General features: G+C 42.8%; 19 protein-coding genes and 1 pseudogene. 6 read left to right on the top strand and 14 right to left on the bottom strand.

Annotation, left to right across the window (positions count from 1 at the left end):
* Positions 1–333 precede the first annotated feature (333 nt).
* Positions 334–810: a chemotaxis protein CheX gene (locus tag AAEZ02_RS14140; RefSeq protein WP_124012463.1), complete on the top strand. Its 477-nt coding sequence runs from the start codon at positions 334–336 to the stop codon at positions 808–810.
* Between the two features lie 160 nt (positions 811–970).
* On the opposite strand, the gene alr is transcribed toward AAEZ02_RS14140, so the two are convergent.
* Positions 971–2062 (bottom strand): alanine racemase, encoded by a 1092-nt coding sequence (gene alr / locus AAEZ02_RS14145; RefSeq protein WP_124012464.1) that lies wholly within the window; start codon positions 2060–2062, stop codon positions 971–973.
* Positions 2063–2208: 146 nt separating this feature from the next.
* Entirely contained in the window at positions 2209–3615 is a 1407-nt protein-coding gene (dnaB, locus tag AAEZ02_RS14150; RefSeq protein WP_101034076.1) for a replicative DNA helicase, read from the bottom strand.
* A gap of 130 nt (positions 3616–3745) precedes the next feature.
* On the opposite strand from dnaB, the pseudogene AAEZ02_RS14155 reads away from it, so the two are divergent.
* Positions 3746–5935: pseudogene (locus AAEZ02_RS14155) on the top strand (S46 family peptidase); the annotation flags it as partial.
* 843 nt (positions 5936–6778) lie between these two features.
* Here AAEZ02_RS14155 and rplI read toward each other — a convergent pair.
* Genes rplI through rpsF form a run of 4 tightly spaced genes read right to left on the bottom strand, consistent with a single transcriptional unit; the run spans position 6779 to position 8215 of the window.
* On the bottom strand, positions 6779–7231 hold the full coding sequence (rplI, locus tag AAEZ02_RS14160) for a 50S ribosomal protein L9 (RefSeq protein ID WP_101034074.1): 453 nt from the start codon (positions 7229–7231) through the stop codon (positions 6779–6781).
* A 42-nt stretch (positions 7232–7273) separates the two neighbouring features.
* The gene (gene rpsR, locus AAEZ02_RS14165) at positions 7274–7501 is read right to left on the bottom strand and encodes a 30S ribosomal protein S18 (protein ID WP_101034073.1); all 228 of its coding nucleotides are present in this window, start codon (positions 7499–7501) and stop codon (positions 7274–7276) included.
* 12 nt (positions 7502–7513) lie between these two features.
* On the bottom strand, positions 7514–7816 hold the full coding sequence (priB, locus tag AAEZ02_RS14170; RefSeq protein WP_101034072.1) for a primosomal replication protein N: 303 nt from the start codon (positions 7814–7816) through the stop codon (positions 7514–7516).
* Between the two features lie 6 nt (positions 7817–7822).
* Positions 7823–8215: a 30S ribosomal protein S6 gene (gene rpsF, locus AAEZ02_RS14175; protein ID WP_101034071.1), complete on the bottom strand. Its 393-nt coding sequence runs from the start codon at positions 8213–8215 to the stop codon at positions 7823–7825.
* Between the two features lie 215 nt (positions 8216–8430).
* On the opposite strand from rpsF, the gene AAEZ02_RS14180 reads away from it, so the two are divergent.
* Positions 8431–9183: a DUF481 domain-containing protein gene (locus tag AAEZ02_RS14180; RefSeq protein ID WP_101034070.1), complete on the top strand. Its 753-nt coding sequence runs from the start codon at positions 8431–8433 to the stop codon at positions 9181–9183.
* A gap of 111 nt (positions 9184–9294) precedes the next feature.
* Positions 9295–10719, top strand: a complete 1425-nt coding sequence (locus AAEZ02_RS14185; RefSeq protein WP_335686783.1) for an MFS transporter — start codon at positions 9295–9297, stop codon at positions 10717–10719.
* A gap of 109 nt (positions 10720–10828) precedes the next feature.
* Here the strand turns inward: AAEZ02_RS14185 and rlmB are convergent, their stop codons facing one another.
* The 8 genes from rlmB to zapE form a co-directional block, all read right to left on the bottom strand.
* Positions 10829–11569, bottom strand: coding sequence for a 23S rRNA (guanosine(2251)-2'-O)-methyltransferase RlmB (rlmB, locus tag AAEZ02_RS14190; RefSeq protein WP_351075131.1), 741 nt, complete (start codon positions 11567–11569; stop codon positions 10829–10831).
* Between the two features lie 7 nt (positions 11570–11576).
* Positions 11577–14108, bottom strand: a complete 2532-nt coding sequence (gene rnr / locus AAEZ02_RS14195; protein WP_124012468.1) for a ribonuclease R — start codon at positions 14106–14108, stop codon at positions 11577–11579.
* 37 nt (positions 14109–14145) lie between these two features.
* A complete protein-coding gene (locus tag AAEZ02_RS14200; protein WP_164839439.1) occupies positions 14146–14763 on the bottom strand; it encodes a tetratricopeptide repeat protein in 618 nt (205 codons plus the stop codon).
* A gap of 122 nt (positions 14764–14885) precedes the next feature.
* A complete protein-coding gene (locus tag AAEZ02_RS14205) occupies positions 14886–16181 on the bottom strand; it encodes an adenylosuccinate synthase (RefSeq protein WP_101034065.1) in 1296 nt (431 codons plus the stop codon).
* Between the two features lie 69 nt (positions 16182–16250).
* On the bottom strand, positions 16251–16439 hold the full coding sequence (locus tag AAEZ02_RS14210) for a DUF2065 domain-containing protein (protein WP_124012469.1): 189 nt from the start codon (positions 16437–16439) through the stop codon (positions 16251–16253).
* A 394-nt stretch (positions 16440–16833) separates the two neighbouring features.
* Entirely contained in the window at positions 16834–17226 is a 393-nt protein-coding gene (gene rpsI / locus AAEZ02_RS14215) for a 30S ribosomal protein S9 (RefSeq protein ID WP_101034063.1), read from the bottom strand.
* Positions 17227–17243: 17 nt separating this feature from the next.
* The gene (gene rplM / locus AAEZ02_RS14220) at positions 17244–17672 is read right to left on the bottom strand and encodes a 50S ribosomal protein L13 (protein WP_101034062.1); all 429 of its coding nucleotides are present in this window, start codon (positions 17670–17672) and stop codon (positions 17244–17246) included.
* A 264-nt stretch (positions 17673–17936) separates the two neighbouring features.
* Entirely contained in the window at positions 17937–19049 is a 1113-nt protein-coding gene (gene zapE / locus AAEZ02_RS14225) for a cell division protein ZapE (protein ID WP_124012470.1), read from the bottom strand.
* 320 nt (positions 19050–19369) lie between these two features.
* Between zapE and degQ the strand changes: the two genes are divergently transcribed.
* Both degQ and degS read left to right on the top strand, forming a co-directional pair.
* Entirely contained in the window at positions 19370–20719 is a 1350-nt protein-coding gene (gene degQ / locus AAEZ02_RS14230) for a Do family serine endopeptidase DegQ (RefSeq protein ID WP_101034060.1), read from the top strand.
* Between the two features lie 186 nt (positions 20720–20905).
* Positions 20906–21985 carry an outer membrane-stress sensor serine endopeptidase DegS gene (degS, locus tag AAEZ02_RS14235; RefSeq protein WP_124012471.1) on the top strand — a complete coding sequence of 360 codons (1080 nt, stop codon included), beginning with the start codon at positions 20906–20908 and terminating at the stop codon, positions 21983–21985.
* Positions 21986–22102 lie beyond the last annotated feature (117 nt).

The raw sequence follows: 22102 nt of genomic DNA on the forward strand, positions 1-22102 counted from the left end.
AATATCAATGCTATGGTCGTTATAAAACATGGAATAGAATCGAGTTAACACTAAACAACATCCCACAGAAATAAATTAATTCATCCAGCTGAAAATTAGACTATTAACACTAAACACTTGCCTAAACATTGTTTTTGCTAATAATGTCTCTTTCCATTTCATTTTTGTGTTTTAAGCTAGAAGCAGTATTCCACTTTACTGATATAGTCAGTATTTATCATAATCAGCACCTTTGATGGTTTATGATGATTGGCCCGTGTAACGTGAGCCCTCTTTATCTCCTTAACTATCTCCTTATCACCACTCTTTATATGTAGAAGGATCTCTTAGCCTATGAACGTTGAATTCATCAACCCATTTCTTGTGTCTTTAATCAATGTTATCTCTACCATGGCAACAATGGATTTAAAACCTGGTAAACCTCAATTAAAAAACCATGATATAGCTAAAGGTGATGTATCTGGCTTGATTGGTATGGTGGGCCCTAAAACTCGCGGTTCGCTTTCAATTACTTTCGAAAAAACATTAATCCTTGAAATTATGAATAAAATGTTAGCTGAAAACCCTGGGGTTATTAATGATGAAGTGACTGATTTAGTCGGTGAGCTCACTAACATGGTCACTGGTGGCGCTAAAAACTTACTCAGCGAAAAAGGCTATGAGTTTGATATGGCAACACCCGCCGTAGTCTCTGGTGAAAACCATACGATTTCCCACAAAGCACGTGGTAAAAAAATATTAATGCCGTTTACCCACGAATATGGCAGCGCCTTTATTGAAATTTGTTTTGAGGATGTCCAATCGGTGTAATCAATGTCGCAGATAGATTGAAATGACCCGGCCAGATTGCCGACTCTGATACCATCAAGAATACTCTCGAAAATACTCTCAATAATGCTGTCAAACAGCCATAAACTAAAATGCCCAAGCCGCGACTGCGTATTGGGCATAACACCAGAGCATGGTATGACTAATCAAGCAGCTCAACCAAGACTCGTGGGGTTAATTTAGTGACCAACTCGTAAGCAATAGTGCCAATATATTCGGCAACCTCTTCTACCGCCAACGCCTTACCCCACAGTTGTACATTATCACCCACGTTATCTTGCGCATCAGCACCTAAGTCAACGGTTAACATGTCCATCGACACTCGGCCCACTATTGGCACTCGGCGTCCATTAATCCATACTGGCGTGCCTTCTGGTGCATTGCGTGGATAACCATCACCATAACCTATTGCTACCACACCTAGACGGGTATCTTTTTTTGCGGTCCAAAATGCACCGTAACCGACACTGTCACCCGCTTTGTGCTCGCGCACGGCGATGAGATTAGACACCAGCTCCATGGCAGGCACAAGTTTATGGTTACTCCCTTTATCACCAGCCAGCGGAGATACACCATAAAGCGCAATACCGGGTCTTATCCAATCGGCTTGGCTCGACGGCCAAAACAAAGTACCGGCTGAGTTTGCTAAAGTGCAATCGCCTTCAAGCGACTTTATCTTGCGTTCAAAAGCATCTATTTGCAACTGGGTTAATTGATTATCAGGCTCATCAGCACAAGCAAAATGAGTCATAAAATGAATCGGTTTCGCCACTTGAGGGCACGCTTGTAAACGTTGATAAACATCATCAAACTGCGCCAAGCTAAAGCCAAGACGATGCATACCCGTATCGATTTTTATCCATACAGTAACAGGTTGATCTAAACTGACAGTTTCCAGCATTTGCAATTGCGATTCATGGTGCACCACAGTGTCGATATTATGAGTCACCAATATTGGTAAGTCTGACTGACGAAAAAAACCTTCTAATAATAGAAGCTTACCTTTTACGCCGCCGTCTCTGAGCTGCAGCGCTTCTTCAAGCCTTGCTAAACCAAACCCATCTGCGCCGCCATTATACTTGCCGACACTTTCAGCCACATTTAATAAGCCATGACCATAGCCATTGGCTTTAACCACAGCCATCACTTTGCTATTTGGCGCAATAAGACGCAGTTGCGCTAGGTTACTTTGTAAAGCACAACGACTAATTTCTGCACGGGGAAAAGGTTTCAATAGATAGCCCTAATTAAACAATAAATAACACGCCACGTTTTACTGCCTGTTAGGTGATTTGATGCATCAAATGCAACCACACTAACAGCGATATGTTGCTATCATAAACAACGGAAAAATATAACTAAATATAACATAATCAATGATTAATCTTGGTCGAACTGTGGACCAGAATAATTATCAAAACGAGAAAAATGACCTTGGAATACTAGACGAATACGCCCAATGGGTCCGTTACGCTGTTTACCAATAATGATCTCAGCAGTGCCTTTATCTTCAGAGTTATCGTTATACACTTCGTCGCGATAAATGAACATAATCAAATCGGCATCCTGCTCAATCGCACCCGATTCACGCAAGTCAGAGTTAATTGGACGTTTGTCAGCACGCTGCTCTAGTGAGCGGTTGAGCTGCGACAACGCGATAACCGGAATTTCCAGTTCCTTAGCTAACGCTTTTAACGAGCGAGAAATTTCCGAAATTTCCAAAGTACGGTTATCTTTTAACGACGGTACCTGCATTAGTTGTAGGTAATCGATCATGATCATAGACAAACCACCGTGCTCTCGAGCAATACGCCTGGCACGACTGCGTACGTCTGTTGGGGTGAGTCCTGAGCCGTCATCGATAAACATTTTACCTTGTTCAAGCATAATGCCCATGGTCGATGACACGCGCGCCCAATCTTCATCGTCTAGTTGGCCAGTACGAATTTTGGTTTGATCAACTCGGCCCAGCGACGCCAACATACGCATCATGATCTGCTCAGATGGCATCTCCAGACTGAAAATGAGCACCGGCTTATCTTCATTCATAGCGGCTTGTTCACACAAGTTCATCGCAAAGGTCGTTTTACCCATGGAAGGACGTGCGGCAACAATAATTAAATCGCCAGCCTGAAAACCTGCAGTCATTTTATCTAAATCATTAAAACCGCTTGAAACACCAGTAACACCATTATGAGGATTATTGTAAAGCTGCTCAATCCTGTCGACGGTTTTTTCAAGAATGCTTTTAATGTTTTCTGGGCCTTCATTGGCATTAGTACGCATTTCAGCAATTTTAAACACTTTGCTTTCAGCCAAATCTAATAATGCACTTGAATCACGGCCTTCTGGGTTATAACCCGCATCAGCAATTTCGTGAGCAACAGCGATCATGTCACGAACAACAGCACGTTCACGAACAATATCAGCGTAAGATAAAATGTTACCTGCACTGGGGGTGTTTTTGGCAATTTCACCAAGATAAGCAAAGCCGCCGGCATCGTCTAATTGGTCTTCAATTTCTAACTGCTCGGATACGGTAATCAAATCTAGAGGTTGGCTAGACTCCATTAAACGTTGCATAGCCATGAAAATCATTCGATGAGAACGAGAATAAAAATCTTCGGCCACAACCGCTTCAGAAACACGATCCCACGCTTCAGCGTCTAGCATCAATCCACCTAAAACGGATTGTTCTGCTTCAATAGAGTGAGGAGGCAATTTTAATGCATTAACTTCTACATCTCTCTGCCTGTTTCTGGCTTTAAAAGCACCTTGCTGTGACATTAACACTCCCAATTTACAACGACTTTACAAAATATGGTATAACACCGTGATCAAGCTTAATTTGCCATCATTACGAATTAAAATAACGGCTCCGTCAAACGGAAATAAAATAATAATTTAAGGAAAATACATGCGTATCGCACTTGTTGCAGCACTTTTGCTGACATCTGGCTTTGCCTGTGCCGACGAAGGCCAATGGCAACCGTATCAAATGCCATCCATAGCCGACAAACTCCAACAACGCGGTATTGCTATTCCCGCATCACAACTGGCCGATTTGGGACAATACCCAATGAATGCTGTCGTCAGTCTGGGGTATTGTACCGCCAGTTTTGTATCCCCCCAAGGCCTAGTTGTCACAAACCATCATTGTGCTTATCGCGGCATACAATATAACAGTAAAAAAGAACATAATTACCTCGAAGATGGCTTTTTAGCAAACACTCAAGCAGAGGAACCTTCAGCAGGGCCAAACGAACGCTTATACATTACCGAGAAAGTCACCAACGTGACCAGCCAAGTGATGGCTAACTTAAGTACTGAACCTTTGGCACGCTTTAAAGGCATTCAAACCAACAGCAAAGCATTAATCAAAAGCTGCGAAGCAGATGACAACTATCGCTGTTCGGTTAACAGTTTTCACCATGGTTTAGAATATTATCTGACTAAACAGTTAATCATTCGTGATGTACGCTTAGTGTATGCCCCCCCTGAAAGTGTTGGCGGATTTGGTGGTGATATTGATAACTACGAATATCCCCGTCATTCAGGTGATTTTACATTTTTACGAGCTTATGTCGGTAAAAACGGTAAACCGGCCTCTTATTCAGAAGATAACATTCCTTATAGCCCTAAAAGCTACCTTAAAATTAATGCTGACGGTGTTAAAGCCGGTGACGGTATCTTTGTTGCCGGTTATCCAGGCGCGACCAGCCGATACAACTTAACCAGCGAGCTGCAATTTGCCAGTGATTGGATATATCCAACGTATGCAAAACGCTACCAATTACAAATTGACACCATTACCTTGATGGGAGATATCGATAAAGATATTGCGCTTAAATATGCTGGCGCTATGGCCTCAATGGCTAATCGAATGAAAAAACTTAATGGCTTGTTAGATGGCTTTAACGCTACCGATATTGTCGGCATTAAGCAGCAACGCGAGAATGACTTTTTAGCTTGGCTTAAAAAAGACCCTAATGCTAACCAAAATCTAATCAGCGATCTTGAAGCGCTACTTGCCGAAAAACATCAGCAAATGCAAACCAATTATTTCTTTAAAAATGCCCAATCAAGCGAAATGCTTCAGGTAGCGAGTAAACTTTACCGTTTGGCTAAAGAAAGAAAGAAACCCAATGACCAACGTGAATCTGGGTTTCAGCTTCGTGATATGAAAATGTTTAAAGCAGCACTCAAACGCATCGATAGCAGCTTTGACCCCGTGGTCGATAAAATTTTATGGCTACAAGACTTACAAGCTTATGTTCGCCAACCGTTAAAAAACCAAGTGTTTGATAATGCCTTAAGCATCTCAGACAGTTTTGAACCGCTAGAAACAAAAGTTGAAAGTTTATACGCACTAACTGAGCTAACTAATCAAACTAAACGCCTTGCATGGATGGCTAAAACGGCTGCAGATTTTGAAATTAGCGCAGACCCGTTTATTCGTTTAGCGGTCGCCATTCATGAAACCAACATGACATTAGAGATAAGTGAAAAGTTGCTTGAAGGTAAGCTGTCGTTCGTTCACCCTGAATACATGAAGGCGATTATTGACTATTACAAATCAAATAACTGGCCAGTATATCCCGATGCTAATCGCACCTTACGCATTACTTATGGCATGGTTGATGGTTACCAATCCAAAGATGCGTTATACAAGCAACCATTTACTCGCTTAGCCGGCATCCTTGCTAAAAACACCGGAGAAGAACCTTACTATGTCCCGGCCAAGCTATTAGCAGCCATTAAAGCTGATGACTTGGGCAAGCATCGCGTCACATCGGTATATCGACAGCAAAGTAGTTGTCAGTTTATGTCTTGTTTAGACAAGCCAGCTGATTTTAACTCAGTACCAGTTAACTTTTTATCAAGCGCTGACACTACAGGCGGTAATTCCGGATCACCGGTATTTAATGGTAAAGGCGAATTAGTCGGTCTTAACTTTGACTCAACTTATGAAGCCATTACTAAAGATTGGTTCTTTAACCCAACGATTACCCGTGCAGTGCATGTCGATATTCGCTACATTTTGTGGATGATGGATAAGGTCGATCACGCTGACAATTTGATAAAAGAGTTAACATTAGTGACCAAGGCTGAAGGAGAAGCAAAGGTAGCAACTGCCATAGCGACAACTGAAATATTGCCAGAAATTACATCTGAAACGTCTACTAAAGCGACGACAGAAACAACAACGGTAGTAGCACCCGAAGTGGCAACTGAGGTGGCAACTGAGGTGGCAGTCAAAGCGGTAACTGAAGTAGCGCCCGATGTTGCAATTGAAGTAGCAACTGAAGTAGCGACTGAAGTTCCTACCAAAGCGACGGCTGAAGCAGTAACGGTACTAGCACCCAAAGTGGCAACTGAGGCGCCAGTCAAAGCGGTAACGGAAGTAGCGCCCGATGTTGCAATTGAAGTAGCGACTGAAGTTCCTACCATAGCGACGGCTGAAGCAGTAACGGTAGTCGCACCCAAAGTGGCAACTGAGGCACAAGCAGATACGGTAATTGAAGTAGCGCCTGAAGCCGTACCCGAAGTTACAACGACAGCACCTACCAAAGCAGTGGTTTTAGTCGCACCTGAAGCAGCGCCCGAAGTTGTAACTAAAGCTGTAACTAAAACACCTGCCAAAGCAGCGGTTGTAGTCGCACCTGAAGCTGTGCCCGAAGTTGTAACTAAAGCTGTAACTAAAACACTTGCCAAAGCAGCGGTTGTAGTAGCCCCTGAAGCAACAGCTGGAAAAGAACCAAACTAACCCTAGTAAACAATATACCAGTGACCATCAAATAGATGTTCACTGGAATATTCTCTGACATTGAACGATCCCAAACAGCTGGCCGTGCGGCCTAAACAGTTATGGTTAGCAAGGCTAGGGATTAAATCGCAGACATAAAAAAACACCGCCCTAGGGCGGTGTTTTTTATGGAGCTAAAGGTAATTAAGCTTCTGCAACTACAGAAATTTTAACTACGGCTTTAACTTCAGCGTGTACTTGAACTTCAATTTCGAAGAAACCAGTAGTGCGTAAAGCACCTAAAGGTAAACGAACTTCAGATTTAGCAAGAATTACGCCAGCTGCAGTAACTGCATCAGCGATATCACGGTTGCCAATTGAGCCGAACAATTTACCTTCATCACCCGCTTTAGAAGTAATAACTACACCTTCTAAAACAGTTAATTTATCAGCACGAGCTGTCGCTGTTGCTAATTCAGTAGCTAATTTAGCTTCTAATTCAGCACGACGAGCTTCAAATACTTCAATGTTTGCTGCATTTGCTACAACTGCTTTACCGTAAGGTAAAAGGTAGTTACGAGCATAACCAGCTTTAACAGAAACTTGGTTGCCTAAGCTACCTAAGTTTGCAACTTTATCTAGCAGAATAACGTTCATTATCAAGTCCTCTATATTCGATTAGGAATTAATACTGCAATATTACTGATGTAAATCAGTATATGGCAGTAGAGAAAGATAACGAGCACGCTTGATAGCGCGAGCTAGTTGACGTTGATATCTAGCACTAGTACCAGTGATACGGCTAGGAACAATCTTACCGCTTTCAGTGATATAGTTCTTTAAAGTAACGATATCTTTGTAATCAATCTGTACAACACCTTCAGCGGTGAAGCGGCAGAACTTGCGACGACGGAAATAACGTGCCATTTTGACAGTCTCCTAAGTTTTCAATTCGACATTTTCAGCATGCAAGACTAAACGGTTTTGGCCATTTCGCCCTTGTTGTAGTGAAAGAAACCCTTCAACATCAACTTGCACACCTGCTTGTAATTTATTTGCAACGCTATTAAAGCGCGGGCCACTTAATACCACTTGGATCAAACAGTAGACGTTTCTCAACATTTCTACTTCTTGTCGCTGTGATTTATGCTCTACCGTTATGACCACATGGGCAATACCGCTAGGGCTATCAAATCGCCTTGAACGAGTTATCGTTCCTGACAACGTTAAGTGGTTATTCACAAAAAATTATTCAGCCTTTTCTTCAGCGCTTTCTTCTACCTTACGGTCATCAGCAGGTGAACGACGTGTCTCACGTTCGTCTTTTGCTTTTGCCATAGGAGAATCTTCAGTAACGGCAACTTTAGTGCGCATTACCATGTTACGCAGAACAGCGTCGTTGAAACGGAAAGCTGTTTCTAGTGCTTCAATAGACTCTGCAGATGCTTCTACGTTCATAAGAACATAGTGAGCTTTATGTAGGTCTTGAATTGGGTAAGCCAATTGACGGCGACCCCAATCTTCTAAACGGTGGACTGTACCATTAGCAGCGGTGATAATACCGGTGCAACGCTCAATCATACCTGGGACTTGTTCACTTTGATCTGGGTGAACCATAAATACGATTTCATAATGACGCATCTATTGCTCCTTACGGTTAGGTAGCCTCGTTTTGGCTCAGTCAGACCAAGTTAGAGGCAAGGAACGAATTAAAGTGACTGATTTGAGCGCGCGATGATACATAAAGTGCGCCGTAAACTCAAGCACTAACTCACTCTTTTCAGCAATCTTGATTACAGGTATGATGTCGACAGTCCAAAATATCGCGTTTACGCCGTTAAGAATAAAACACTCTAATGATGTCTATAAAAAAAATAGTAACCACATGCTGCTTCTTTCTATTGTCTGCACCAGCATGGGCATTGGTTCCACCAGATTACCAAGAGCCACCCAGTAATTTTAATGCTGAGATTGAAGCAGGACTTCAGTTAAATAGTGGCAATAATGAAACTAAAAACTTCAACGGCCGCACTTATTTAACTTATGACTCGCCGAGTACCAAACAGGAAGCGACGATAAAAGCATATTATGCTGCTGATGGAACCGAGTCGACCGCAGAGCGATATCAGCTGTTTTTACAGTCAAACTATAAGTTGGAACGAGGTTATGTGTTTGGTCGTGGTGAATTTACCTGGGACCAATTTGGCTCATACACACAAATTTCAACTATTTCAGCAGGTTATGGTTTTGATTTAATTAAAAACTATAAAACCAAATTAAGCCTTGAAGTCGGTCCGGGTTATCGTTATGACTTAGCCAAAGAAAGTACCTTAGTGCCTGACCCAGAAGCAAACCGCGATATTATTCTGCGTTCTGCGGCTAAGTACACGGTTAAATTACAAGAGTACACTAGCTTTAATGCCGATGTGACCGCTGAAACAGGTCAAGACAACAATACATTAACTCTTGATATGAGTTATAAAAATACTTTTATTCAGGATTGGGCATTTAAAATAGGCATGAACATCAAGTACACCGAGGTGGTTCCTGATGAAAGTAGAAATACCGATACCATTACCACATTCAACTTGTTATACACGTTTCAATAGTTATTGATCTTCATTGAAGCGAAGCAATACACTCAATAAATAAGGCCTCATGGCCTTTTTGAACCACTAAATAAGGCCATGAAGCCTTTTTGAACCAATAAAGGCCCAGTTATGGACAGCCCGCTTCGCAGTTTTGCATCATTATATAGCACCACCTTTTTAATGGTGCTGGCGGCAGGTTTACTAACCACTTACTTAGGCTTAAGCCTGACTAACATGCAAGTTCCACAGATATGGATTGGTGGCATGATGTCAGCCTACTATATTGGGCTTGTCTGCGGCTCTAAAGTGGGTCATAAACTCATTGCTCAAGTTGGCCATATTCGTGCTTTTGTTGCTTGTGCGGGGATCGTTACCGCCTCTGCACTGGGTCATGCCTTAATAGACAACTTAACTGTCTGGTTAGTGCTACGTTTTGCTGTCGGTATGGGAATGATGTGCCAATACATGGTGTTAGAAAGCTGGTTGAACGAACAAGCTGAAACCAATCAACGCGGCACTGTTTTTGCGAGTTACATGATTGTATCTTACTTAGCATTAATGGCTGGCCAGGGAGCCATTAGCTTATATCCTGATCTAGGGTTAGAACCGCTACTATTAATAGCCATATGCTTCGCATTATGTATTGTGCCAATTTCAATCACCCGCAGAATTCATCCTGAACCGTTAACGCCAGCACCGTTACAAATGGGTCGTTATTGGAAACTCGCTCCTCAAGCCCTAACAACGATAGCATTAGGTAGCATGATAGTGGGGTGTTTTTATGGTTTGGCGCCATCTTACGCCACTGCCAAAGGCATTGATCCTGAACACGTTGCGATCTACATGTCTTGTACCATTTTTGCAGGATTGTTAGCTCAATGGCCCATGGGTAAATTATCCGACAAGATCTCTCGTAGCTTATTAATTCGAATTAACTGCACTTTATTGGGTGTTATCGTATTAATTATTACTGTCGTCCCATTCCACTCAGTATATTCATTAATATTAACCAGCCTATTTGGTATTTTAGCTTTTACCTTGTATCCATTAGCAACCGCATTAGCTAACTCGCGCGTAGAGCAACACGAGCGAGTAGGACTGTCAGCCACAATATTAGTCACGTTCGGTATAGGAGCAAGTATTGGCCCCTTAGTTGCTTCTGGCTTAATGCAAGCGTTAGGCGACCAAATGCTCTATGGATTTATGGCCATCTGTTCGTTTACTTTACTCGTAAGACTACTATGGATTAATGTCCGTCAAAAAGCTGAGCACACGACTACCGAAGATTATATAATGGCAGCGGGTGACATGGTAGGCTCGCCGCTAGCAGCCTCGTTAGATCCACGCGTGGATATTGAAATGGTCAACGAGCAAATGATCAATCCTGCTGAGGGTGCATTTGATATCATGCCAGAATCAACCGATGATGAGTTTGATGATACCGATGAGCCAGCAGAATATAATACCGCTTATGCTAGCATTGTGAGCGCTGATAATTTGATCGCGGAAGAATTGGATGACGAGGATGTCGACAACGAAATCGGTAGACGCTAATTTTCTTTACTTTGATATGTGATGAATAAAGTATTGAACAATAAAAAACGGCGATAAATATCGCCGTTTTTTGATCGCGCTTTATAGCAAACAAGCTACTGGTTGGTCATTAACTTAAACGCTGCCTGACCGCTTCAAATAAACAAACCCCTGAAGCAACAGACACGTTGAGACTCGACACGCTTCCAGCCATCGGAATTGAAACCAATGAATCACAGCCTTCGCGAGATAACCGGCGCAAACCTTTATCTTCAGCACCCATAGCAACCGCTAGCGGCCCTTTAAGGTCAGCTTGATATACATTACTCTCAGCTTCACCTGCCGCGCCGACTATCCAAACACCTTTATCTTGCAAGTGACGCATGGTACGAGCAAGGTTAGTCACTTGAAATAACGGTATGATTTCGGCTGCGCCACAAGCGACTTTGCTTACTGTTGAGGTTAATCCGACTGAATTATCTTTCGGCACGATAACCCCATGCACACCCGCAGCATCTGCATTACGTAGACACGCACCAAGGTTATGCGGATCAGTAACGCCGTCTAAAATTAATAAAAAAGGCACTTCTGTTTTATCAAGCAATGCATCTAAATCACTTTCAGTTAGAGGCTTAAGCGCTTTTACTCGCGCAACAATACCTTGGTGATGTGAACTACCGGCTTTGTCATCTAATACTTTACGTGCAGCACGCTGAAGTGTGGTACCAAACGTGGACGCTATATTAATCAACGGTGTTAAGCGTTCGTCATCACGGCCTTGTAATAGCCAAAGCTCAATGACGCGTTCAGGGCTATTATTTAACAATGCTTCAACGGCATGAATGCCAAAAATGGTATCTTGTTTTTTCATTTAATTACTATCTCTTGCTGCGCTTGGCAGGGTTTTTCTTAACACTAGAATTGGGTTTTGTGGCATCAGCTTTTTGTTCCACAGCGGAAGAGTTGTTAGCAACCGCAGGTTTGGCTGCTGGCGATGAAGCTTTTCCACTTGAACGACGCTTGCTGGGCTTAGGCTTATCCGATTTAGGCTTATCCGACTTAGGTTTATCAGATTTAGGCTTATCCGATTTAGGCTTATCCGACTTAGGTTTATCAGATTTACCTGTCGATTTACCCCGTGCCGATTTAGCCCCTTCTGCATTCACTCGTTCACGAGCGGTTGAAGGTTTGCTGCCTTTGCGTGCAGGTTTACCCGCGCCTTTACTGTTGTCACCCACCATCAACAAGTCAATTTGACGATCATCAAGATTAACCGCGGCAACTTTAACGGTCACTTCATCACCCACTTGGTATACTTGGCGAGTATTTTCACCAATTAATCGTTGGCGCATAGGATCAAATTTATAGTAGTCACTGGCCAGGCTTGAAATATGCACCAGCCCATCAATAAATAATTCGTTAAGTCTAACAAACAATCCAAAACTAGTGACTGAGGCAATAACTGCATCGAAGGTATCGCCGACATGATCTTGCATATATTCACATTTCAGCCAATCACTGACATCGCGAGTTGCTTCATCAGCGCGACGCTCAGTGGTAGAGCATTCTTCACCTAATAAATCTAATTCTTCAAGTTGGTAGAGATAACCCCCATCCCGCGTCCACTTATCGTTAACATCGCCCTGCTCTTTTGCGAGCAAATATTTGATCACTCGATGCAAAACCAAATCAGGGTAACGGCGAATTGGCGAGGTAAAATGCGAATACGCTTCTAATGCCAAACCAAAGTGACCTTCGTTATCTGGGCTATAGACTGCTTGACGCATAGAGCGCAATAACATCACTTGAATTAGCTCAAAGTCAGGGCGATCGGCTATTTTCAGCATGATATTTTGATAGTCTGTCGGTGTCGGCTCGAGTCCACCATCCATACTTAAGCCGCGTTCAGCAAGAAACTCTTTAAAATTAGCCAGTTTTTGCGCCGATGGAGCTTCATGAACACGGTATAGCACTTCGCCTTTGTGTTTTTTAACAAACTTAGCTGAAGCCACGTTGGCTAAAATCATACATTCTTCGATGATCTTATGCGCTTGGTTACGACCTCTTGGGACGATTTTGTCAATTTTACGCTGCTCATTAAAGATAAACTGCGTTTCTAGGGTTTCAAATGCAATTGCCCCACGCTCTGCACGACGCTTATCTAAGGTGAGATATAATGACTGCAAACACAATAAATGTGGGAATAACGCTTCGTGCTCAGGCGCAATAGCGCCACCTTCAAGCATCGCGGCCACTTGAGTGTAAGTAAAACGAGCATGAGAGTGCATTACTGCAGAATAAAACTTGGTTCCCGATAATTTGCCGGCAGCAGAAATGGTCATCTCGGCCACCATGCACAAACGATCGACCTGGGGCTTTAATGAACACAAGCCGTTAGAGATTTTCTCAGGCAACATTGGAATAACTTGCGACGGAAAATATACTGAGTTACCTCGTGAGTGAGCCTCAGTATCTAATGCAGAATCAGTACGTACATAATGGCTCACATCAGCAATCGCAACCCATAAACGCCAGCCACCACTTGGTTTTGCTTCAGCGTATACCGCATCGTCAAAATCACGGGCATCTTCGCCATCAATGGTGACCAACGGTAAATGACGTAAATCAACGCGACCTAACTTATCGTCTTCGGTGACTTCGTCGGGAATACGTTTAAGTTTTTTCTCAATAATCTCAGACCAAGTATGGGGTAAATCATAATTACGTAACGCAATTTCGATTTCCATACCCGGTGCCATTGTCTTACCCAAGACTTCAGTCACTTTTGCTGCTGCTTTAACAAAACGACCTGGACGACGAGTTAATTCAACAACAACCACATCACCGGCGCGAGCGCCAAACGTATCTTCGCTGGCGATTAATATTTCTTGGGTAATACGTCGGTCATCTGCAATCACAAAGCCCATACCGCTGTCGACGTGATAACGTCCAACTAACGCTGCGGTTCGCTCATGTACTAGTCGGACAATACGTGCTTCACGGCGACCACGACGATCGGTACCCGCTTTTTGAGCGAGCACTTTATCACCATGGAAATACATCAGCATATCGCGATTATTAATAAATAAGTCATCACCGCCTTCATCTGGCTTAAAAAAGCCAAATCCATCGCGATGGCCTAAAACCGTACCAGACAATAAATCCATCCGTTCAGGTAAGCCATAGCTTTGCCCGCGGGTAAAGACTAATTGCCCATCACGTTCCATTGCGCGTAAACGGCGACGAAGCGCTTCTAATGGCACTTCTTCAGTAATGGTTAATGCTTCGGCAATTTTATCGCGGGTAACAGGAGACTTTTGTGCACGCAAGTATTCTAAAATATACTCACGGCTAGGAATAGGATTGTCGTACTTGTCTTGTTCTCTCTCAAAATGAGGATCGTTGATCATTCAATTTCCAAATAATTCGCTCCATATCGTGGAGCCTTTAACGTGTGTACAGCTGTGGCTGCTGTGCTCTGGCCACAATACTGGCAGGCATTTTTGCAGCTAGCATCTGCAATAAGGACGAGGCCTTTTTCTGTTGGGCGTCGTCGTCAAATATACTGTTATATAACCAATGATAGCCTAGTTCATAATCGGCAGGACTTCCGTAGCCTTGTCCAAATAAACGAACCAATATCATTTTTGCGGTTAAATCCCCATTCGCTGCGGCAGGCAACACATATTGCACTGCACGATTAGGATCTTTAACCACTAGTTTACCGCGATAATAATAATCTGCCAATTTTACCATCGCTTCGGGGCTACCTTGCTCTGCAGCGGTTTGCAGTAGTGCCATACCGCGAGAGGGATGTGCCTTTACGCACACACCGTTATTGAGCATTTCACCCCATAAAAACTGGTACATGGGTTGCTGCAACACTTCTGCACGGGCTTCAATGTCTTGCACTAACTGACAGTCGTCAGCTTTTACGCGTTGCAAATATTGATTTGAACGAATGAGCGAAATCAATTGTTGATCGCTATAGATATCGACGGCTTCGGTGACCGCAAAAACATTGATGGACACAACACTCAACAACAATAAAGAGATACGCAACATAAGGATTCTCGATGACACTATCATGACTAACCCATCGGCAGTATAGCGTATTTCTTGAGTAGAAACTGCTACGACAGTTAATCGCACTCATTAAAAAGGCCGCTTATCGCGGCCTTTTTAGTTTACTTGAACGGACTCACCAAAATCATGGTTTCATTTCTATCCGGACCGGTAGAGATAATATCAATGGGCGTTTCTAATAACACTTCGAGACGCTTGATATAATTAATTGCCGCGGCAGGTAATTGCTCGATGGTTGTGGCACCGAAAGTGTTTTCACTCCAACCAGGCATAGTTTCATAAATTGGGGTAACTAGATCATAACCTTCAGCAGCTAAAGGGGTCACCTTTGAAACTGTTCCATCAGCATATTGATAGCCAACACAAATCTTAACTTCTTTTAGACCGTCTAAAACGTCTAATTTAGTTAAGCAAAAACCGCTAAGACTGTTGATTTGAACGGCACGGCGCATGGCCACAGCATCTAACCAACCAGGGCGACGTTTGCGACCCGTTGTAGCACCAAACTCTTGGCCTTTCTCACCAATATAATCACCAATTTCATTGGTTAATTCCGTTGGGAATGGACCCGCACCGACACGCGTCGTGTACGCTTTCATGATGCCTAACACATAGTCTAGATGACGAGGACCAAAACCTGAACCCGTCGCAACACCACCCGCAGTTGTGTTTGATGAGGTCACAAATGGATAAGTACCGTGGTCGATATCCAATAATGTTCCTTGAGCGCCTTCAAATAGAATGGGCTCACCCGCTTTACGGGCAACATCTAACATTTCACTGACATCAGTACACATGCTTTTGAGATAATCAGCAATTGCCAATGCATCATCTAGTGTTTGCTGATAATCAACGGCTTCAACATGGTAGTACTCAGTTAGCATAAAGTTATGGTATTTCATAACTTCTTGTAACTTAGTCGCAAATAGTTCTGCATTAAACAAATCACCAATGCGCAAACCGCGACGAGAGACTTTGTCTTCATATGCAGGACCAATACCCCGTCCAGTGGTGCCAATGGCTTTATTACCGCGCGCTTTCTCACGGGCAACATCTAATGCACAATGGAATGGAAGGATAAGCGGACATGCTTCAGAAATTAATAAACGTTCCTCTACAGGGACACCACGTTTTTTTAACATGTTGATTTCTGTCATCAACGCATCAGGAGAAACGACCACACCATTACCGATAATGCATTTTACGTTATCACGTAAAATACCTGACGGAATAAGATGAAGAACGGTTTTTTCACCATCAATTACCAAAGTATGACCGGCATTATGGCCGCCTTGGTAACGAACTACATATTTTGCCTGTTCTGTTAAAAGGTCGACAATCTTACCTTTACCTTCGTCACCCCATTGAGTGCCGAGCACGACTACATTCTTACCCATGATTAGCTGCAACGTCTTGTGGTATAAAATAGAATTTTAACAGATTTTAGGGGGTTATAGGCAAGTATTTTATTGAAATGTGATCAATAAAATGACGCCTATAGTCACTAAACAGCCACCTAAGCGTCTGAGAACATTTTGCTTTTGTGTTGAAAGCTCTAATAAATATTTTTGCCACTTGTTAGGGAAAAGTAACGGACCAAGCCCTTCAAGAATTAAAACTAAGCCAAATGCGGTTATTAACAGCTGTATATTCATGTTGTAGTCTCTCTTTAACTGACACCAATCGTGTTCAATATTGGGTCATGCAGCGGGAATTTAAGTTGTTTTAATCAAGACCAAGACTTAAAGGCATAGTGTTGTTCGGCAACTGCTCTGGGTTGATCTACCTTTTGTATCTGACCGCCATGGACAATGGAGGAAATGTCTTATCTTGTATGGAACAAAATAGATCATGCCGTCGTACGTTAAAATGCGTCAACACAGAGTAAAGTAATTTGATTGGCATGACATCTTCGGCCGATGTTTTCGAGCTTATCTGCAGCGATTTTATAGAACATCATTAATATGCACACAAAACACATCTTGCGCGCTAAATTTTAGGCAATAAAAAACCCAGCGTAAGCTGGGTTTTTTGAATCCAAAAAACGAATTAACGCTTAGAGAACTGTGGCTTACGACGTGCTTTACGTAGACCAACTTTCTTACGCTCAACTTTACGTGCATCACGGGTAACAAAACCAGCGGTACGTAGAGAAGGACGTAATGTTTCATCTAGTTGCAATAGTGCACGGGTAATACCGTGACGAATTGCACCAGCTTGGCCAGTAGTACCACCGCCCTTAACAGTTACATAGATGTCTAATTTATCAGTCATTTCAACTAACTCTAATGGTTGACGAACAACCATACGAGCCGTTTCACGACCAAAATACACATCCAGTGGAAGTTGGTTAACAACGATATTGCCACTACCTGCTTTAGCGAAAACGCGAGCTGTAGATGTTTTGCGACGGCCAGTGCCGTAGTACTGAGTTGCAGCCATTTTATTACTCCTCCCGTTTAGATATCAAGAAATTGTGGTTGTTGTGCAGCATGGTTATGTTCTGTGCCAGCGTAAACTTTAAGCTTACGGAACATAGCACGGCCCAAAGGACCTTTTGGTAACATACCCTTAACTGCTTTCTCGATGATCATTTCAGGCTTATGAGCTTGAAGCTTCTCAAAGCTGATCTGCTTAATGCCACCAATGAAGCCTGAATGAGAGTAGTAAATCTTACCAGCAGCTTTATTACCAGTTACAGTTACCTTTTCAGCATTGATAACGATGATATAATCACCAGTGTCAACGTGCGGTGTGTATTCTGGCTTATGCTTGCCACGTAAGCGAGTTGCGATTTCAGTTGCGATACGACCTAAAGTTTTGCCTTCAGCGTCAACAACAAACCAGTCACGAGTTACAGTTTCTGGTGTAGCAGTAAAAGTCTTCATTATTACAAAAACCCAAAGTTAATTTTCTGTCTTACATGCTGAATGCGGATTGCAATCAACACAAAATTACCGATTCTTGCCCCTTCGAACATGAATATTGGCTTATAACTTCCGCCCAATTGGCGGATTAACGCGGGCAGGTCGCAGATTATACGCAAAGCCACAGCAAAGATCACCTGCTTTTTGATAATATTTTAAATTAACTGCTCTATACACGTTGAACAAAAAGCGTTCGGCTTTTTTTAAAAAAATAGCGCTGGTAAACTAAGGCAAATGTTCCAACGCGAGATACTCTCTCGATTGCATTTCAATCAACCTTGAACGGCAACGCCTGAATTGAAAACTTAACAGGCCATCAGTATAAATGTGCTCCAATTCCACTTGCGCTGAAATAATCAATTTCACATTTCGCTCATAAAATTCATCGACCATAGCTAAGAAACGCCGGGCGATATCATCACCCGTTTGCTGCGCCCCCATTTGCTCAAGCCCACTCAAAAGCACAGTATGATAAAAGCAAGCCATTTCCATGTAGTCACGTTGCGAACGAGGCCCATCACACAAATCACGGAAGTCGATTAACAGCACACCTTGCGACTGTTGACGAATACGAATGGCGCGTCCATCGATTTCTATCGGCGTGGTAAATCTATCTGATTCCGGCGCGAGTTGATCAAAATAATGTAATAGATTGATATCAGCTTGTTCATCGAGTGGATAATGATAAATCTCTGCTTGCTCTAAGGTCCGTAGACGGTAATCAATCCCTGAATCAACATTTAAGACTTCACAATGCTGGTTAATCAATGCAATCGCAGGTAAAAAACGCACCCGCTGTAAGCCATTTTTGTATAATTCATCAGGAATGATGTTCGAGGTAGCGACAAGTGCGACCCCTTCTTTAAACAATGCTTGAAATAAGGTGCCCAACAACATGGCATCAGTGATATCAGACACAAAAAACTCATCGAAGCAGATAATTTGATATTGTGACGCCATCTTTTTAGCAATCGTCAGAAGAGGATCTTGTACCCCTTTGAGTTCGCCTAAGTCATGATGAATTTGATGCATAAAACGATGGAAATGAGCACGTAATTTTCTCTCCGTGGGCAAGGCATCAAAAAAGGTATCCATCAGATAGGTTTTACCCCGGCCAACCCCACCCCATAAATACAAGCCTTTTACTGGGGCAGATGCCGATTTTATCCCCACCGCAGCAAACAACTGATTCAAGCCCGAAACGGGTTTAGCGGCGACAATCAACTCGTCATATACGCGTTGCAATGACTTAACCGCTTGTTCTTGTGCGATATCATGTGAAAAGTCGTCTCGGGTAAGGTCTTGCTGATAATGTTGCCAAGGGGTTAACTGCGACACGATTACGACTCTCTTACATCAAATAATTGCTGCGGATAATAACATTAAACAATAGGTACGAGTAATGGCTTCAAAGGATCAAATTAACCTTTGTTAATAAAAAAGGAACTAACATAATAACAGCCACTCTGATTGATTAACGTAAATTTGCTTATTCTTTACCTATAATTGTGCTGACTTGCTCGCCATTGTAGAACATCATAAAACGAGCTTTAGGCAACACATCAGCAAAATGATTAACGATATTTAACTTTAACATCATGTCATCAAGCCAGATATTTTTCTCATCAAGCTTGAATGTATACAGGAGCTGTCCCTAGATGAAAACCAAATTAAGCTTACTCTCTGCTGCGTTATTAACGGCATCGTTAGTCATGACACCAACGCTGTCGCTAGCGGCCATTCCACAAGCCGTTGACGGTCAAACCCTACCTAGCTTAGCGCCAATGTTAGAACGCACAACGCCAGCAGTTGTGTCGGTAGCGGTAACGGGCACCCAAGTGTCAAAGCAACGTGTACCGGATGTGTTTCGCTATTTCTTTGGCCCCAACGCACCACAAGAACAAGTTCAAGAACGCCCTTTTAGAGGCTTAGGCTCTGGCGTTATTATCGATGCTGATAAAGGCTACATTATTACCAATAATCACGTCATTAACGGTGCAGACGACATTCAAATTGGTTTACATGATGGTCGCGAAGTAACGGCTAAGCTCATTGGTGCAGATAAAGAGTCCGATATTGCTTTACTGCAAATTGAAGCCCAAAACTTAACCGCTATTAAGCAAACTGATTCTGACGAAATCCGCGTTGGTGATTTTGCTGTTGCCATTGGTAACCCATTTGGTCTTGGGCAAACCGTTACATCAGGGATTGTCAGCGCGCTAGGTCGCAGTGGTTTAGGCATAGAAATGCTCGAAAACTTTATCCAAACAGATGCCGCTATAAATAGTGGTAACTCTGGCGGCGCATTGGTTAACCTAAAAGGCGAACTCATCGGGATAAATACCGCAATTGTCGCCCCTAATGGCGGTAATGTCGGTATTGGTTTCGCTATCCCTGCCAATATGGTGAATAACCTTGTTGATCAAATTATTGAACATGGTGAAGTCAGGCGTGGGGTATTAGGTGTATCAGGACGCGATCTTGATAATGAACTCGCCAAAGCTTTTGGTTTAGATACTCTGCATGGCGGTTTTGTTAATGAAGTCATGCCAAAAAGTGCTGCGGATAAAGCAGGGCTAAAAGCGGGTGATATTATAGTCAGCCTCAATGGTCGCAGTATTAAAACCTTCCAAGAATTACGTGCAAAAGTGGCCACTATGGGCGAGGGAGCAGAAGTAGAATTTGGTATTATTCGTGACGGCGATAAAAAAACTATTGAAGCGACATTAGGTAAAGCAGATAAAGTCGAAGCAGAAGCGGGCAATGTGCATCCTATGCTACAAGGTGCCACGTTAGAAGACAGCAAAAAAGGCATCCAGATCACAGAGGTTGCTCAAGGCTCACCGGCGGCAATGAGCGGTTTAGAGAAAGGTGATTTAATTGTGGGGCTAAACCGCAGTAAAGTGACCAGCCTTAAAGCATTAACAGAAATGTTGAAAGATAATCAAAGCTCTGCGGCACTTAAAATATTACGAGACAACCATTTGCTCTACCTTGTATTACGTTAACATATATTACGCTAACATTTATTACACGATGACTGCCTATAAACAGAGTCACACAGCAATAACAACCATTACGTTATAGTCTGTGGTGTTAGTTAAAGAATGAAGCATCGCCAAGCCTTTGGTCGGTGCTTATTTCTTTGAGCTATGTTAATATTTCAACTATTATTTTTAACAATTATTCAAGCCATGAATTTAAAAGACACTTGCATTTATATAACTAAAGCTGTGGTATTTGGTCTGATCATGGCAGCTGTTTTTTTAGCCATAACCTCGTTGATGCAAAATTCCTCGTTCAATCATAATTTATCCAATGTCAGCTCCAGTGGCTCAGAATTATCTTTTGCTAAAGCCGTTCGACGAGCCGCACCGGCAGTTGCTAATATTTACAGTCTTAGTATTGATCAAGGTAATCCACTCAATTCAAGTTCGCTTCAAGGCTTAGGCTCTGGGGTAATAATGAGTAACGAAGGTTATGTACTAACCAATTACCATGTGATAAAAAAAGCCGACGAAATTGTTATTGCACTGCAAGATGGGCGAAAATTTACTGCCGAAGTGGTGGGTTCCGATCCCGAAACAGATTTAGCTGTATTAAAAATTGAAGGCGATAATTTACCTATCGTACCGGTTAATCTTGATAAACTAGCCCAAGTCGGCGATGTGGTATTGGCGATTGGTAACCCTTACAACATTGGCCAAACCATTACCCAAGGTATTATTAGTGCAACCGGCCGCAACGGCTTAAGTTCTGGTTACTTAGACTTCTTACAAACAGATGCGGCCATTAATGCCGGTAACTCTGGCGGAGCATTAGTCGATACCGGTGGTGAGCTCATTGGTATCAACACCGCGGCATTCCAAGTGGGTGGCGATAATGGTGGTAACGGCATTAGCTTTGCGATCCCGATAAAGTTAGCCCACAGTATTATGGACAAATTAATTAAGGATGGCCGGGTTATTCGTGGCGCGTTAGGCATTTCGGGAGAACCGCTTAACGCTGTCATGGCACAAATACTTAACCTACCAGATTTGAAAGGCGTGTTGGTGACGGGTATCGATCCTGGCGGACCGGCTGCCCGAGCACGTTTAACCCCTAGGGATGTTATTACTCAGTATAATGACGAAGATGTGCCTGGTGTTGAAATGTTGATGGACCGAATTGCAGAAACCCCACCGGGCACGAAAGTCAACATGACCATTATACGTGAGGGTAAAAAGCAGACGCTGCCAGTCATTATTGCAGAAAAAGTCACTAACCCTGAGTAATACCATTAAAAATATCGACAAAAAAGCCATTCAATTGAATCAATGCCGATCGTTTAAGAGCACTTGACCGATCCTGCAGATGAAAGATAATCCCTACCAGTATTCTGGTGGGGATTT

The organism is Shewanella sp. T24-MNA-CIBAN-0130, assembly GCF_040310185.1.
Taxonomy (GTDB): domain Bacteria; phylum Pseudomonadota; class Gammaproteobacteria; order Enterobacterales; family Shewanellaceae; genus Shewanella; species Shewanella psychromarinicola.

What these genes read in the sequence shown, in the direction of transcription:
- AAEZ02_RS14205 (WP_101034065.1), bottom strand. Translation starts at nt 16,181, where the DNA reads ATGGGTAAGAATGTAGTCGTGCTCGGCACTCAATGGGGTGACGAAGGT.
- AAEZ02_RS14210 (WP_124012469.1), bottom strand. Translation starts at nt 16,439, where the DNA reads ATGAATATACAGCTGTTAATAACCGCATTTGGCTTAGTTTTAATTCTT.
- rpsF (WP_101034071.1), bottom strand. Translation starts at nt 8,215, where the DNA reads ATGCGTCATTATGAAATCGTATTTATGGTTCACCCAGATCAAAGTGAA.
- AAEZ02_RS14200 (WP_164839439.1), bottom strand. Translation starts at nt 14,763, where the DNA reads ATGTTGCGTATCTCTTTATTGTTGTTGAGTGTTGTGTCCATCAATGTT.
- rpsR (WP_101034073.1), bottom strand. Translation starts at nt 7,501, where the DNA reads ATGGCACGTTATTTCCGTCGTCGCAAGTTCTGCCGCTTCACCGCTGAA.
- degS (WP_124012471.1), top strand. Translation starts at nt 20,906, where the DNA reads ATGAATTTAAAAGACACTTGCATTTATATAACTAAAGCTGTGGTATTT.
- rpsI (WP_101034063.1), bottom strand. Translation starts at nt 17,226, where the DNA reads ATGGCTGCAACTCAGTACTACGGCACTGGCCGTCGCAAAACATCTACA.
- rplM (WP_101034062.1), bottom strand. Translation starts at nt 17,672, where the DNA reads ATGAAGACTTTTACTGCTACACCAGAAACTGTAACTCGTGACTGGTTT.
- dnaB (WP_101034076.1), bottom strand. Translation starts at nt 3,615, where the DNA reads ATGTCACAGCAAGGTGCTTTTAAAGCCAGAAACAGGCAGAGAGATGTA.
- degQ (WP_101034060.1), top strand. Translation starts at nt 19,370, where the DNA reads ATGAAAACCAAATTAAGCTTACTCTCTGCTGCGTTATTAACGGCATCG.
- AAEZ02_RS14185 (WP_335686783.1), top strand. Translation starts at nt 9,295, where the DNA reads ATGGACAGCCCGCTTCGCAGTTTTGCATCATTATATAGCACCACCTTT.
- AAEZ02_RS14180 (WP_101034070.1), top strand. Translation starts at nt 8,431, where the DNA reads ATGATGTCTATAAAAAAAATAGTAACCACATGCTGCTTCTTTCTATTG.
- AAEZ02_RS14140 (WP_124012463.1), top strand. Translation starts at nt 334, where the DNA reads ATGAACGTTGAATTCATCAACCCATTTCTTGTGTCTTTAATCAATGTT.
- rnr (WP_124012468.1), bottom strand. Translation starts at nt 14,108, where the DNA reads ATGATCAACGATCCTCATTTTGAGAGAGAACAAGACAAGTACGACAAT.
- rplI (WP_101034074.1), bottom strand. Translation starts at nt 7,231, where the DNA reads ATGAACGTTATTCTGCTAGATAAAGTTGCAAACTTAGGTAGCTTAGGC.
- rlmB (WP_351075131.1), bottom strand. Translation starts at nt 11,569, where the DNA reads ATGAAAAAACAAGATACCATTTTTGGCATTCATGCCGTTGAAGCATTG.